This window comes from Sphingobium sp. AP50 (assembly GCF_900109095.1).
Classification (GTDB): Bacteria; Pseudomonadota; Alphaproteobacteria; order Sphingomonadales; family Sphingomonadaceae; genus Sphingobium.
The window spans coordinates 18867-32868 of sequence record NZ_FNYZ01000013.1 but is presented as its reverse complement, the minus strand read 5'-3'; the positions used below and the strand labels follow the sequence as shown (position 1 = coordinate 32868).

Below are 14002 nucleotides of genomic sequence, written 5' to 3'. Positions count from 1 at the left end.
GGTTCCCCCAGGAAAGCGTCCGTCACGCAAAGCGTGCGCGCGGCAAGTCGCCGGACATGTCGGCGGCCTGTTCATGGTTAAGAACGACCGCGTCGCTGCTTCCTTTATGATCGGACGCAATATTTTCGCGCGATTGTCCCCTGCCCTGCATATGCGACTGGGCGGAGGATTGCCCCATCCCCTGACCTTGGCCCTGACCTTGCCAACCAGCCGTCTGCCCCTGTTGCTGGCCCTGCTGTTGCTGGGACGATGTCTGGTTGCCGGTGGAGTCAGCCCGCGCAGTCTCCGCGACATGCGGCGCACGCTCCACCTTCACTTCGCTGATCCGCACGGCAGACAGGCCTGCGTCCAGTTTCAGCCGGTCGCTATCCTGCCGCAGCGCCAGTTCCGCCACTTCGGTCGCGACTGTCAGGCTGACGGCGGCGCCGTCACTGCCCTGACGGATATCGACCTGAACAGGCCCCAACTGATGGGCGTTGATCTGGAAGCGCCCCTGCGCGCCATTGGCCGACAGCCCGGCAATGTCGCGCGCCAGCCCATCGATCCACTGGCCCGATACGCCCATGTCGACCACCTGCGCGCCAAGGCTGGCGGACAGGTCGACGGTCGGCATGGTGGCCGTGGGCTGGGCCAACGTCGCTTGTGGCGCGGCAGTCGCGACCGGTGCAGCCGTGCCGCCCTGGGTCGGGACGGAGAGTATGGCAGCGGCGGAAGCATCAGGATCGGCCGATCCGCTCGCTGCCACTATATCGTTCGCAGCGCTCTCCTTCGCGCGCGGCGACCGAACGGTCATGTGATCGCGCACCATCTGCAACAGCGACAGCGGCTCGAACTTGCCCGCCTTGGCCGGTTCCTTGGCTTCAGCCGTCTGGGCTGGGATCGGCGTCTGGGCCGGGATCGGCGGTTGTGCTGCGACGGGTGCGGCGTTCGCCTCTCGCCCTTGCGCAGTTTCAGCGGGTGATGCAGATGCCACCACCCCCTGCGGGATATTTGCCACCATCGCCGGTTGGGTGGGCGGCGTCGGGGCAGGCGCTACCGGCGCCTGCGCATCATCATCCGCAGCCGCATCCGTCGTCGCGACCTCAGCATCGTCATCCGTCGGCGCAACATCCTCGTCTGCTTCCACCGGCAGAGCAGCCGCCATGTCAGGCAAAGCCGCCGCCTCTTTTGCGACGACCGGCTTTGCCGTTGTAGGAACCGGCATCTCTTCGGCAGGCGCAACGATCGCACCGGGCCGGGATGCCAGCGCAACCGCCACATCCTGCGTCGGCTTAGCCTCGCTCGCGACGGTCGGGGCGGAAGACTTCGGCTGCGTTTCGGCGTCACTCGATCGCGTATCTGCCTTGCGCATCATCCCGGCAAAATCGCTTGAGGCCGACGTAGGTGCGCCGGTGGCACCGGCCGCCCCCGTCCGCGTCGCGGCAGGAAAGAGTTTCGCCCGCAGGCTGGTCAATAAGGTCATTATCCGTTGTCCTGCGACCTTTGCATCCGGCGATAGCGTGGCAGCGCCGCCAGCTTGTTCTCGCGCCATTCCTCCAGTTCCGCGCGGGCGCGTTCCTTCAGGCGGCTGGCGATTTCCTTCTCGCGATTGGCGGCGATGGTCAGGCCTTCATGCGCCTCGACCTTCTTCTTCGCGTCATACAATGCACCATCCAGCTGCCGTCCGGCCTGTTCCAGCCGGGTCGCCAGTTCCTGCATCGCCGCGAAGGATGCGCCGTTCGCCAGCCCTTCCGTCTCGAACAGTTCCTTGCGAACCTTGCCGAGGCGTTCGATATTATAGGCGATGCCATTGGCCTCGTCCCGTGCGCGCGCCGTTTCGGCCACGGCCATGGCGTGCTGGACATGGCGCACGCGCAATACGCGCTGGCGGCGTCCGACCAGCCCCTTCATGCGCCGAACCCGGCAATCAGCGCAGCGGCGCTGGTGTCAAGGTCGATGCGGCTCTTCTGATCCTGCCGGATGAAATCCAGAATCTCCTGCCGACGACGGACGGCCTCATCGATCACCGGATCATTGCCGGGGCGATAGGCGCCCATCAGGATCAGGTCGCGATTTTCCTCATAGGCGGCCCACAGGCGGCGATAGCCCGCTGCGGCAATACGATGGTCGTCCGGCACCACGTCCGCCATGACGCGCGAGAGCGACTTGCCGATATCGATCGCCGGGAAGATCGCCTGTTCAGACAGGCTGCGCGAGAGCACGAAATGCCCGTCGACAATGGCGCGGGCGGCGTCGACGATCGGATCGTCGGTATCGTCGCCATCGGCCAGCACGGTATAGAGCGCGGTGATCGATCCGCCGCTACGCGAATCGACACCGGCGCGCTCCACCAGACGCGGGATCAGCGCCAGCGCCGAGGGCGGATAGCCCTTCATCGCCGGCGGCTCACCCAGTGCCAGCCCGATTTCGCGCTGCGCATGGGCGCAACGGGTCAGGCTGTCGATCAGCAGCAGCACCTTCTTGCCACGGGCACGATAATATTCGGCGATGGCGGTCGCGCGCGCGGCGGCGCGCAGGCGCAGCACCGGCGGATGATCGGCCGGCACCGCAACGACGATGCTCTTGTGCATCGCATGCTTCAGCTTGGTTTCCAGAAAATCGCTCACTTCGCGGCCACGTTCGCCGATCAGGCCGACGACGACGATGTCCGCTTCGGCGCCCGCAATCATCTGGCCCATCAGCACGGACTTGCCGACGCCCGAGCCCGCGATGATGGCAATACGCTGCCCGCGCCCGGCGGTGAGCAGCGCGTTGACCGCGCGCACCCCCAGATCGAAGGGCTCGGTGACGCGGCCACGATCGAGCACATTGCCCTTCACGCCATTGAGCGGCCAGGTGCCGCCAGCGATGATCGGCCCCTTGCGATCGAGCGGCTGGCCCATGGCGTCGACCACCCGGCCGATCAGCCCGTCGCCAACTTGCACCATGTTCGCCTGACTGTCCGGCTCCACACGAATGCCATTTTCCAGCGGCGCGTCGGCGTCCAGCGGCACCAGCAGGGTGCGATCACCGCGAAAACCGACAACTTCGGCGCGGCAGACCGATCCATCACTTGCCAGCACACGCGCGCCCGAACCGATCGGACGGCGGAAGCCGGTGACTTCCAGCATGCCCGCATCATGGCTGACCAGCCGACCCACATGGCGCGGCTGGCGGTTCTGCACCTGAAGATGATCGAACAGCGTTTCCGCCTGCGCCAGCGCAGCGCGGATCATGCCTTGCCCTCCATGTCGTCCATCAACGACCGCAGGCGCGACAGCCGCACATCCGGACCATCCTCGACCCAGCCGTCGGCGGTTTCCAGCCGCACGCAGCCACGCTGCATGCTCTTGTCCGCAATCATCGGCACACCGATCGCTTCATTCTTCAGCAAATCCGCATCATCGGGATGCAGATGCAGGGCGCTCTTGTCCTGATTGCTCTCGATGAAGGCGGCGACGGTGTCGCAGCGCTGTAGCAGCCGCTCCATATCGATTTCGACTTCACCGACAATCTGTTCGACCAGCCGAACCACAGTAGCGGAGAGCATGGTGGACAGCATGCCGCTGGGCGCGGGTGCCAGCAGTTCCAGCGCCTCGGTCAGGCGATTGCGCGTTTCAGCGTCGGCGGCATAGGCCTGCGCCGTGACCCGCGATCCTTCGTCAAACCCCTGGGTGAAGGCCTCCATGCGTGCCTCCTCCATCAGGTCGATGCCGGCATTGGGGTCTTCTTCCTCCATCGCCGCTTCCATCGCGGCGCGGACCGTGGCGGTCTGCTGCGCGGGCAGCGCGGTGTAGAGGCTACGAAAACCGCTGCTTTCGGCCGGGCGAAATCCGGCGACCGCAACCGGCGCAAAATCCTGAACCGCTTCGGCACCCCAAATCTTAGACAAAGTCGTTGCCCTTCCCGCCGAGCATGATGGTGCCGGCGTCGGCCATGCGACGCGCGGTGGCGATGATCAGCTTCTGCGCGTCGATCACTTCGGCCAGGCGGATCGGCCCGCGTTCCTCGATCTCGTCGGCAATCGCCTGCGCGGCGCGGGCGGACATGCAGCTGAAGATCTTGCCCTTCAGCATGTCGGTCGTGCCCTTGAGCGCCACCACCAGCACCTGACTGTCGACCGTGCGCATCAGCGTGCCCAGATTCTTGTCGTCCATGTCGATCAGGTTATCGAAGACGAACATTTCCTCTTCGATGGTCTGGGCGATCATCTTGTCGCGCTTGGCGACGGCCTTCATGATCCGCTGCTCATTATCCTTGCGGACATTGTTCATGATCGCAGCTGCTTCGACCGTGCCGCCGCGCTGCGACGCCGCACCCTGCTTGCTGACCGGACCGCGCAACAGCAACTGCTCCAGATCCTCCAGCGCCTCATTCGACACCGGGCCGAGCGTGGCGATGCGATAGACGATCTCTTCCTGATATTCGGACGGCAGCAATTGCAGCACGTCGGCGGCGACCGGCGCTTCCAGATGCGCCAGGACGATCGCCATGATCTGCGGATGCTCCGATTCGATCAGGACCGCGATTTCCTTGGCATCCATCCACTTCAGCATTTCCAGCTGGGTGGAGCGGGTCGGCGGCGTGATGCGCGCCAGGATGGTTTCCGCGCGTTCCTCGCCCAGCGCCTTGGTCATGGCCCCACGAATATGGCGGGTCGCGCCATAGCCGATGGTGGTGCGCTTCTTCGCCTTGGTCACGAAATGATCGAGCGCCTCGTTCACTTCTTCCGGGTCGACATCCTGCACGTCATACATGGCATAGCCAAGCTGGCGGACTTCTTCCGGCTCCAGTCGCGACAGGATCTGGGCGGCCTCATCCTCGTTGAACAGCATCAGCAGGACGGCGGCGGCGGCGCTGCCCTTGAGCGCCTCGGGACGGCCGGGGACGATCTCAGGCATTTTCCTTTTCCTTCTTTGCGTCGCGCAGCAGGTCGCGGACGACCAGCGCGGCACGATCAGGGTCCTGCTTTACGAAATTGCGGATCAGGTCGGCGCGCTGGACATAGTCATAGGTGGAAGAAATCATGTCGAGCGTGACCGGGGCGTCCGGATCGGCCGGGCCTGCAACGACTGCCTGCTTGTTCAGTTCGCCCGAAATCTCCAGACCGATGCGTTCGCCATTGGCGCCATTGGCCCCGGCAGCAGCGTCCGTCAGCGCGGCAGGCACCTGCGGCGCAGCGCGGCGCTTGAGCAGCGGGCGGCCAATGCCGAAGACCAGCAGCAGGACGACCAGCAGCGCGGACACATTGCGCACCAGCGGCGACATCCAGTCCGCTTCATACCAGGGGGCGACCGCTTCCTGCGGCTTGACGAAGCTACGCGACGAAAGCGCCACCACGTCGCCGCGCGTCTGGTCGAAACCGACCGCGCCCTTCACCAGCGCTTCCAGAGCGGCGATTTCCTGTGCCGAGCGCGGCTTGCCATCCGCGCCATTGTCGAGCGCAACCGCGACCGACAGGCGCTTGACGGTGCCGATCGCATCCTTGGTAACGGACACTTCCCGGCCCAGTTCGAAGCTGCGGTTGAAAGTTTCTTCGGTCTTCATCAGCGGGTTGGGCGGCGTGCCGGGCTGCTGCTGCGCGGTCTGACCCTGCTGCACCGCCTGACCATTGGGATTGGTCTGGGTGACGGTGGGGTTGACCGGCGCCTGATTGCTGATCGCGCCGGGAATGCCGCTGGCTTCACCCGTGCCCTGACCACGCGGGTCCGATGCCCAGGTGCCCTGTTCGGTGCGCAGCCGGGCTTCATCCTGCGGATAGGTTTCGCGGGTGGCCTGACGTTCGGCAAAGTTCAGTTCGGCATGGACTTCGGTGGAAAAATTGCCGTCGCCCAAAATCGGCGTCAGCAGCGCGATCACCGACTGGCGATAGCGATCCTCCATCTTGCCCTGAATGGCGAGTTGGCGGTCGTCGGCGGCATTGCCATCATTATTGCTGAGCAGCCGGCCATTCTGGTCGACCACCGAAATATCCTCCGGATTAAGCTCCGGAATGGACGAGGCGACGAGGTGGACGATCGCGCTGACCTGCGCATCCGTCAGGCTGCGACCCTGCGACAGGCGCAGCATCACCGATGCCGAAGGCTTGGTCCGGTCGCGCAGGAACACGCTGGGCGCTTCCACCGCCAGATGGACCTTGGCGGTTTCGACGCTGTCGATCGCCTCGATCGTGCGGGCCAGATCGGTTTCGCGGGCCGAACGCAGCTTTTCATTCTCGACCGCGCGGCTGGCGCCCATCGGCAGGCTATCGATCATGCTGTTGCCGTCGGGCGCGCTCTTGGGCAGGCCTTGGGCGGCGAGCATCATCTTCGCCTTGAAATAATCGCCTTCGCCAACGGTCATCGCACCGCTGCTGTCGAAATCATATTTGATGCCGCTCTGGTCCAGCACCTGCGCGACGGCTGACTTGTCGGCATCCGGCAGGGCACGGAACAGGTCGCGCTGTGGCGGTTCGCGCAGCGCCATCCAGGCCATGCCGGCAACCGCGACGGTGCCGAGCAGGCCCAGCAGCGGCAGGCTCTTGGCGACCGCCGGTTGCTTGATGAAGCCGGTGAAGCGCGCCTTGAGCGCGTCGAATCCCTTGGCGCCGCCTCCGAAGGACGAGCCGGCGGGCAGAGCAGGCGCTGCGGCGCCGACATTGGTGCTGAGTGCGTTCTCGCTCATGGTTTAGACCGGCATGCTCATAATGTCCTTATAGGCGGACAGGAGTTTATTGCGGACTTGCAGGGTCGCCTCGAAACTGACCGACGCCTGCTGCTTGGCCAGCATGACGGCGGCGATATCCGTGGTTTCCCCGCGCTCGAACGCGGCGGCAGCTTCGCCGGCCTGATTTTGCAGGCCGTTGACTTGATTGAGCGCGCTGTTGAGCGCTTCGGTAAAACCGCCGGGCTGCGTGCCCTGCGTGGCGGCGGCGCCATTCGCCCCGCCGACATTGCCGGTCGAGGAAACGTCGCGCAGCGCTGCATTTTTTTGCAGGATGGCGTTGCGGATCGCCATCACGCTGTCGGTGGGAGAAATTCCGGTCATGCCCTATCTTCCCCTCAAGCCGCAGCCAGCTCGCGCATCTCGGCGAGCCGATAGCGCAGCGTACGTTCGGAAATGCCCAGCTTGCGGGCGGCGGCGGCGCGATGACCGTCCGTTTCGCGCAGGGCAGTGCGGATCGCTTCCAGCTTGGAGTGGCGGGCGACATCGCGCAGGCGGATCGGCTCGACGGGCGCGATCAGTTCGACCGGCGCGACGATCGGCTGCGCGGGTGCCTGAACCGGCAGCACCACGATCTGCGGTGCCGAACCCAGATGCAGGTCGTCCGCCTCGATCCGGTCGCCGTCGCGCAGCACAAGCGCGCGCTGAAGCACATTGCCCAGTTCGCGAGCATTGCCCGGCCAGCCATGCGCACTCATCTTGTCCAGCGCAGCGGCGGTCGGCCACACGAACCCACCCTTGCCCATATCCTGCAAGCGCAGCAGCATGGCGGCGGCGATGGCGCTGATGTCGCCACGGCGCTCGGCCAGCGGGCGCAGTTCCAGCGGCATGACGTTCAGGCGCCAGTAGAGATCTTCGCGGAAGCGGCCAGCGGCAACTTCCTCGGCCAGGTTGCGGTTGCAGGCGGCGATGACGCGCACATTGACCGGCACCGGGTGAGTCGCGCCGACCGGCAGCACTTCGCCTTCCTGCAGGGCGCGCAGCAGCTTGGCCTGAAGCGCCAGCGGCAGTTCGGCGATTTCGTCGAGCAGCAGCGTGCCACCATGCGCCGCCTGAAACAGGCCTTCCGACGCATTGGACGCGCCGGTGAAGCTGCCCTTCTTGTGGCCGAACAGCATCGCTTCCATCATGGTTTCGGGCAGGGCCGCGCAATTGACGGCAATGAAGTCATGCCCGTTGCGGCCCGACTGGGCGTGCAGGAAGCGCGCCATGCCTTCCTTGCCGGTGCCGGTGTCGCCCTGGATCAGGACCGTCGCATCGCTGCGGGCAACGCGACCGGCCAGCGTCATCAGACGGGCGCTGCTGCTGTCGCCGACGGCGGGAACCGAAGCGGGACGCGCGAGTTCAGCAATCAGGGCAAAGGCAAAGCCCATGTCTGCGATCCCGAAGGCAACGCGAGCAGGCAGGCCATTGGCGGCCACAACCAGAGACGGGGCACCGTCGATCAGGTTGATCAAAATGTCGCGATGGGTGGCATGGCCGATCTCCGTCGCCAGGAGAACCCGGCGACTATCCTTTTCGCGCGGGCTTGCGGCATCCACGATCCGTACCGCATAAAGCGCATTCTCGAGCCAGTGCTGCAACCCGGGAACGAGCGCGCAGACGCCACGGCTCACGTCAAGTGATGACATGAACAAAACCCCACAATATGGCCGGCTTGTACCCCCGTACGCCCCAGCCCCCTTCGATGGTTAATATTTACCGCCGATGTGGTTATCAGATGGTTAATGCCGGTTGCCGCTTGCCGCAGACCGGCAATTTTTTTCCGCACAATCCGGCAAAATCATCGGCTCCTGTCTTACGCGCGCGCGTAAGAGGCTGGCAAAACGCTATTTTTCGAAAAAATGATGCCGGGCACTAAAAGCCTGCGGCACCCCGCCGTTATCCCCTTTCGAGGCCGCAAGCGTCTGATGACAGCGACCTGATGAACGGAAAGGGAATATCATGACTGTTATCGGAACCAACACTGCGGCGCTGCGCTCGGCCAATGCTTCGTCTTCGGCGACCAAGGCTCTCAGCACCGCCATGGAGCGCCTGTCGACCGGCAAGCGCATCAACAGCGCCAAGGACGACGCCGCCGGCCTCGCCATCGCTTCGAGCATGACCGCCCAGATCAAGGGCATGACCCAGGGCGTCCGCAACGCCAATGACGGCATCTCGCTGGCGCAGACGGCGGAAGGTGCGCTCGGCGAAGTCAGCAACATGCTGCAGCGTATGCGTGAACTGACCGTCCAGGCGCTGAACGGCACCAACGATGACGACGCCAAGGCGAACATCCAGGCGGAAGTTGCCCAGCTCCAGACGCAGATCACCGACACGCTGACCAACACCGAATTCAACGGCACCAAGCTGTTCGCTTCGGACCAGACCATCTCGATCCAGGCCGGCGCCAATGCCACCGACAAGGTCGACATCGAACTGACCGACGTGCTGACCGGCATGGCTGACGCTCTGGCCGTCGACGCCACCGCACCGGCCGACGCTGACCTCACCACCTTCGACGATGCGCTGCAGTCGATCGCCACGGCGCGTGCCGATCTCGGTGCGGTGCAGAACCGCCTCGAATCGACCGTCAACAACCTGACCAACAACATCACCAACCTGACGGACGCCAAGAGCCGCATCGAAGACGCCGACTTCTCGGCCGAAACGACCGCTCTGGCCAAGCAGCAGATCCTGAGCCAGGCGTCGACCGCGATGCTGGCCCAGGCCAACCAGAGCCAGCAGGGCGTGCTGAAGCTGATCGGCTAAGCCCCAACAAGATTGGCGGGCTGAGGTCCTGGTCACCTGACAGTCCGCCAATGTGACCCCCGGCGCATCAACAGTCCCCACCGCGCCGGGGGTTCACACCTTCGATCGAACGACCAACCATATCGAAGCCTCCGTCCCCCCGGGCGGAGGCTTCTTTGCGTCCTGATGGATACAAGGCTTGGCTCGACCGTTCACGCCGTCCATGATGACGTCCATGACCCAGATAGACCGGCGCGCGATGATCGCCGCCACCGGCGCAGCCCTGCTCTTCCCCGACATGCTATTGGCCCAGACGAAGGCCACCGCCTTCTCCTGGGAAAGGCTGGTCGCGTTGGCACAGGGGCAGGCACGCACACCCTATCGGGAAACGCCCCACCATCCCGGTGCGGCGAAGGTGGATTATGACGCGCTGCATGGCGCGCGCTTCCGCGACGATCGCACCTTGTGGGGTGATCTGCCGGGCGACACCGGCATCCGTTTCTTCCCCTTGTCGGCCAATGCCGCACAGCCCGTGTCGATCGCGATCGTGGAGAAAGGCCGCGCCACCCCGCTGCGCTATGATCCCAATATGTTCGATGCGCCCGCAGGCAATGCCGTCGCCGCGCTGGGGCCGGACGCAGGCTTTGCCGGCTTCCGTATCATGAACGCCAAGCGGGATGGCGACTGGCTGTCCTTCCTGGGCGCCAGCTATTTCCGCGCGCCCAGCCCGCAGAAACAGTTCGGCCTGTCCGCCCGCGCCATCGCCATCAACACCAGCCTGCCGGGCAAGGAAGAATTTCCCCGTTTCACCCATTTCTGGCTGGAGCGCGCCGGCGCCAGCAGCGTCACCGTCTATGCCCTGATGGACGGCGCATCGATCACCGGCGCCTATCGCTTCGTCAGCAGCCTGGGGCCGGATGGTGTGCGGCAGGATGTCACCGCCGCCCTCTTCCCGCGTCGTCCGATCGAGGAACTGGGACTGATGCCGATGACCAGCATGTTCTGGTATGATCAGGCCAATCGCACGCAGGGCACGGACTGGCGGCCGGAAATCCATGACAGCGATCTGCTGTCGATCGCCAGTGCCGACGGCAATGTCCACGCCCGCCCCATCGTGAACCCGTCCGCCCCGCATTTCAGCGCCTTCAAGGAAGTCAGTCCCAAGGGGTTCGGCCTGCTGCAACGCGACCGCAATTTCGATCATTATCAGGATGATGGCGTCTTCTACGACCGTCGCCCCTCGCTCTGGGCGACACCGACCAGCCCGCTGGGCGCCGGGCAGGTGCGGCTCTACGCCTTCCCCACCGACAGCGAATATACCGATAATGTCGCGGGCTACTGGACCCCGGAGGCCCCGCCCCGCCCCGGCGCGCGGATCGATATCGGCTATCGGCTCGACTGGACAGCGGCGCGTGCCCCTGCCTCCTCCGGCCTCGCCATTGTCGAAAATGTCTGGCGCGGGCGCGGCGACAAGCCCGATGCCGAGCGGCTGGTCATCGATTTCGCGGGCGTATCGGCTGACAACAAACCGGATATCTGGGCCGATGTCAGCGGCGGCACGCTCCTCAAACAGGCCGGTTATCCCGTGCTGGGGCAGGACCGGCTGTTCCGCGTCATACTCGACATATCCCGAAATCAGGGGAAAACGGCCGATATTCGCCTGCAATTGCGCAGCGGCAATCGTGCATTCAGCGAATATGTGCATTACCCGCTCGGTGCGTGAAGGGAACCCTCTGGGCAAAGAAGGGTTCTGGCACCTTGGGACAGTAGAAAGCGGGTCTGATCAGCATGGAACAGGGAAGCGCACGGCCTGCCGGGCCGGGTGGCGAAGATGAGCCATTGAAACGGGCCTTTGAACGGGTTCCGCCCGAAAGCCCGCTCGCCATGCCGGAGCAGGACTTTTCCACCGCCCCGCCGCCGGTCGCACGGCGGCGCTTCAATATCGACCTGTGGGCAAGGCGCCTGCTGGTCGTGCTGCTGGCGCTGATCCCTGCCGCGATGGCCGCGCATGAAATGCGCCGGTCGATCGGCCTCGATGGCATTGATCCGCTGGAGGGCGTCTATCTCACCCTCTTCATTTCACTGTTCGCCTGGATCGCCTTCGGCTTTGCGACCGCCACCATCGGCTTCCTGCTGCTGACCGTGGGCAAGGGCCGCAGCGTCACGCCGCGCCCGCTGCGCGCATCCGAACCGCTGCGCGGCAAGACCGCCATCCTGCTGCCGGTCTGTAACGAGGATTTTCTGGGCGTACTGGGCCGCCTGTCGATCATGGAGCGCTCTCTGGCGCAGGTCATGGGCGGCGAAAGGTTCGAATTTTTCATCCTGTCCGATTCCAACCCGGAAAATGGCGAGCATGAACGCGGCGCCTATCTGGAAATGCGCGGCTCTTTCTCCCGGCCGGTCCATTATCGCCGCCGCGCGCTCAATATCGGGCGCAAGCCGGGCAATATCGCCGAATGGGTACAACGCTTTGGCGGCGGCTACGACTATATGGTCGTGCTGGACGCAGACAGCGTGATGAGCGGCCAGACCATGGCCCGCCTTGCCGCCGATATGGAGCGGCATCCCCATGTCGGCCTGATCCAGACCGTCCCGACCGTCATGGGCGCAGCCACCCTCTTCGCCCGCTGGCAGCAATTTGCCAGCCGCCTGTTCGGCCCGATCTCGGCGGCCGGCATGATCTGGTGGGCGGGGTCCGAAGGCATGTTCTGGGGCCATAACGCCATCGTGCGCGTGCGCGCCTTCGCACAAAGCTGCGGCCTGCCCGAACTGCCCGGCCGCGCGCCCTTTGGCGGCCATATCATGAGCCATGACATGCTGGAGGCCGCCCTGCTGCGCCGTCGCGGCTGGGACGTGCATATGGTCACGGCCGAAGATAGTTTCGAGGAATTCCCGCCCTCCATGCCCGACGTCTTCACCCGCGATCGCCGCTGGTGTCAGGGCAATATCCAGCATGTCCCCCTGCTTGTGAAGATCGCCGGCCTGCACCCGGTCAGCCGTTTTCAGTTGCTGGTCGGTGCCAGCGCCTATTGCACGTCGCCCATGTGGCTGGCACTGATATTGGTGGTGCTTGGTGGCGCGGCCAGCGGCTTCTGGCCGCCCGCCGCCATCCTGCCGTCGGGCGCCCTGCTGGCGGTAACGGCGGTGCTGCTGTTCGGGCCGAAGATCCTGTCGATCCTCTGGGCTATGGCAGACCCGGCACGGCGCATCGGCTTTGGCGGCGCAGCGCGCATGACGCGCGGCGTGATCGCCGACGTGCTGCTGTCGATCCTGATGGCGCCGGTCGCGATGCTGACCCAGACGATCAACCTGTTCGGCATCCTGATGGGCCGCAAGAGCAGTTGGAACGGCCAGACCCGCGACCGCGACGGCATGGCCATCACCAGCGCGATCTGGCTGTTCAAATGGCATTTGTTGCTGGGTGCCGGGCTGACGCTGCTGGCGATCCGCGCCGGCGCATTGGGCTGGACTCTGCCGGTGGTTGTGGGCCTGTTCGCTGCGCCCGTGCTTGCGGCGATCACCGCGCGCAAGGATCTGGGCCGCAAGGCGGAGGAAAGCGGCCTGTTTCAGGTCGCCGATCCGTGGTGGCGCACGCAGGGCTATCGCCCGCTGCGTTTCCGCTGGCCCACGGGCGCCGGCCGACGCAAGGGACGCCTGCCCGCCAACGACGAATGAGGGACGGACCATCCCTGTCCTACCAACCGCACCCCGACTACATTGCAAACGCCGACTGACGCCACCTATCCCACGACATTAAATTTCCAACATTTGTCCGAAAATGTCGAAACTTGCGGGAAACATGCGAAGTTAAGCGCCGGATATCCTATTGGTGACCGCCTGTTAGGCGATCAATCGTTCCAGTCGCGCAGCTTTTCCCGCAGCTTGTCGAGCGCGGCCTTCTTGATCTGGCAGACCCGCGCCGCACCGATATCCAGCGTCTGGCCGATTTCTTCCAGATTGAGTTCCTCGACGAAATAGAGTTGCAGCACCATCGCCTCCCGCTGGGGCAGTTCGCCGATACAGGCGGCCAGCGCCTTCTTCAGCGATTCGCGCTCCATCACATCGTCGGCGCGATCCTCGACATCGGCGAACCACATGGACTGGTCCGAATAGACCTCGTCCATGCTGGTGTGCTGCACCATCTCGACACTGTCGGCGACCTCGCGATAGGCTGCGGGCTCCAGCCCCATCTCCACCGACATTTCCGCTTCGGTCGGCAGGCGACCAAGCTTCTGCTCCAGCGCGTTCCGCACCTTGCCCAATTGCTTGCGCCTGGTCATGGCGGACCGGCACAAGGTCGCCTGCCTGCGCAGATGATCGATCATCGCGCCGCGCACCCGCAACTGAGCGTAGGCGGCAAAGCCCAGCCCGCGATCCTCGAAACTATTGGCGGCCTCGACCAGCGCGACCATGCCGATCTGAAGCAGGTCTTCGACCTCGATCGCGCTCGATACGCGACCATGGACGTGCCAGGCGATCTTGCGGACCAGCGGCATATATTGCCGGGCCAGCCGTTCCGGGCTGTTCGCGCCGGGCTTGGCATAGGTATGGGCGCCAACCGTGATCTTGTTCATATACATGACTCAGCCTT

At 64.8% G+C, this 14002-nt stretch carries 12 protein-coding genes; 3 read left to right on the top strand and 9 right to left on the bottom strand.

Translation table 11 applies throughout. The annotated features are described in order from the left end of the window. Positions 1-22: 22 nt before the first annotated feature. The 8 genes from BMY84_RS18800 to BMY84_RS18765 are packed head-to-tail and all read right to left on the bottom strand — an operon-like array spanning position 23 to position 8312. The gene (locus tag BMY84_RS18800; RefSeq protein ID WP_093085697.1) at positions 23-1462 is read right to left on the bottom strand and encodes a hypothetical protein; all 1440 of its coding nucleotides are present in this window, start codon (positions 1460-1462) and stop codon (positions 23-25) included. Continuing rightward, positions 1462-1890: a hypothetical protein gene (locus tag BMY84_RS18795; protein WP_093085696.1), complete on the bottom strand. Its 429-nt coding sequence runs from the start codon at positions 1888-1890 to the stop codon at positions 1462-1464. The genes BMY84_RS18800 and BMY84_RS18795 overlap by 1 nt, the downstream gene beginning before the upstream one ends. Next, positions 1887-3215: a FliI/YscN family ATPase gene (locus BMY84_RS18790; RefSeq protein WP_093085695.1), complete on the bottom strand. Its 1329-nt coding sequence runs from the start codon at positions 3213-3215 to the stop codon at positions 1887-1889. The genes BMY84_RS18795 and BMY84_RS18790 overlap by 4 nt, the downstream gene beginning before the upstream one ends. Continuing rightward, positions 3212-3871, bottom strand: a complete 660-nt coding sequence (locus BMY84_RS18785; protein WP_093085693.1) for a FliH/SctL family protein — start codon at positions 3869-3871, stop codon at positions 3212-3214. Before BMY84_RS18785 ends, BMY84_RS18790 begins: the two co-directional genes overlap by 4 nt. Continuing rightward, positions 3864-4880 (bottom strand): flagellar motor switch protein FliG, encoded by a 1017-nt coding sequence (gene fliG / locus BMY84_RS18780; RefSeq protein WP_093010998.1) that lies wholly within the window; start codon positions 4878-4880, stop codon positions 3864-3866. The genes BMY84_RS18785 and fliG overlap by 8 nt, the downstream gene beginning before the upstream one ends. Continuing rightward, positions 4873-6642: a flagellar basal-body MS-ring/collar protein FliF gene (gene fliF, locus BMY84_RS18775; protein ID WP_093085692.1), complete on the bottom strand. Its 1770-nt coding sequence runs from the start codon at positions 6640-6642 to the stop codon at positions 4873-4875. Before fliF ends, fliG begins: the two co-directional genes overlap by 8 nt. 3 nt (positions 6643-6645) lie before the next feature. Beyond that, positions 6646-7005: a flagellar hook-basal body complex protein FliE gene (fliE, locus tag BMY84_RS18770; protein ID WP_093085690.1), complete on the bottom strand. Its 360-nt coding sequence runs from the start codon at positions 7003-7005 to the stop codon at positions 6646-6648. 14 nt (positions 7006-7019) lie between these two features. Next, positions 7020-8312 carry a sigma-54 interaction domain-containing protein gene (locus tag BMY84_RS18765; protein WP_093085689.1) on the bottom strand — a complete coding sequence of 431 codons (1293 nt, stop codon included), beginning with the start codon at positions 8310-8312 and terminating at the stop codon, positions 7020-7022. Positions 8313-8625: 313 nt separating this feature from the next. On the opposite strand from BMY84_RS18765, the gene BMY84_RS18760 reads away from it, so the two are divergent. The 3 genes from BMY84_RS18760 (at position 8626) to mdoH (ending at position 13086) form a co-directional block, all read left to right on the top strand. Further along, the gene (locus BMY84_RS18760; protein WP_093085687.1) at positions 8626-9432 is read left to right on the top strand and encodes a flagellin N-terminal helical domain-containing protein; all 807 of its coding nucleotides are present in this window, start codon (positions 8626-8628) and stop codon (positions 9430-9432) included. A gap of 214 nt (positions 9433-9646) precedes the next feature. Next, positions 9647-11134 carry a glucan biosynthesis protein gene (locus BMY84_RS18755; protein WP_093085686.1) on the top strand — a complete coding sequence of 496 codons (1488 nt, stop codon included), beginning with the start codon at positions 9647-9649 and terminating at the stop codon, positions 11132-11134. A 65-nt stretch (positions 11135-11199) separates the two neighbouring features. Continuing rightward, positions 11200-13086, top strand: a complete 1887-nt coding sequence (gene mdoH, locus BMY84_RS18750) for a glucans biosynthesis glucosyltransferase MdoH (protein ID WP_093085684.1) — start codon at positions 11200-11202, stop codon at positions 13084-13086. Positions 13087-13259: 173 nt separating this feature from the next. On the opposite strand, the gene BMY84_RS18745 is transcribed toward mdoH, so the two are convergent. Continuing rightward, positions 13260-13991 (bottom strand): sigma-70 family RNA polymerase sigma factor, encoded by a 732-nt coding sequence (locus BMY84_RS18745; RefSeq protein ID WP_093085683.1) that lies wholly within the window; start codon positions 13989-13991, stop codon positions 13260-13262. Positions 13992-14002 lie beyond the last annotated feature (11 nt).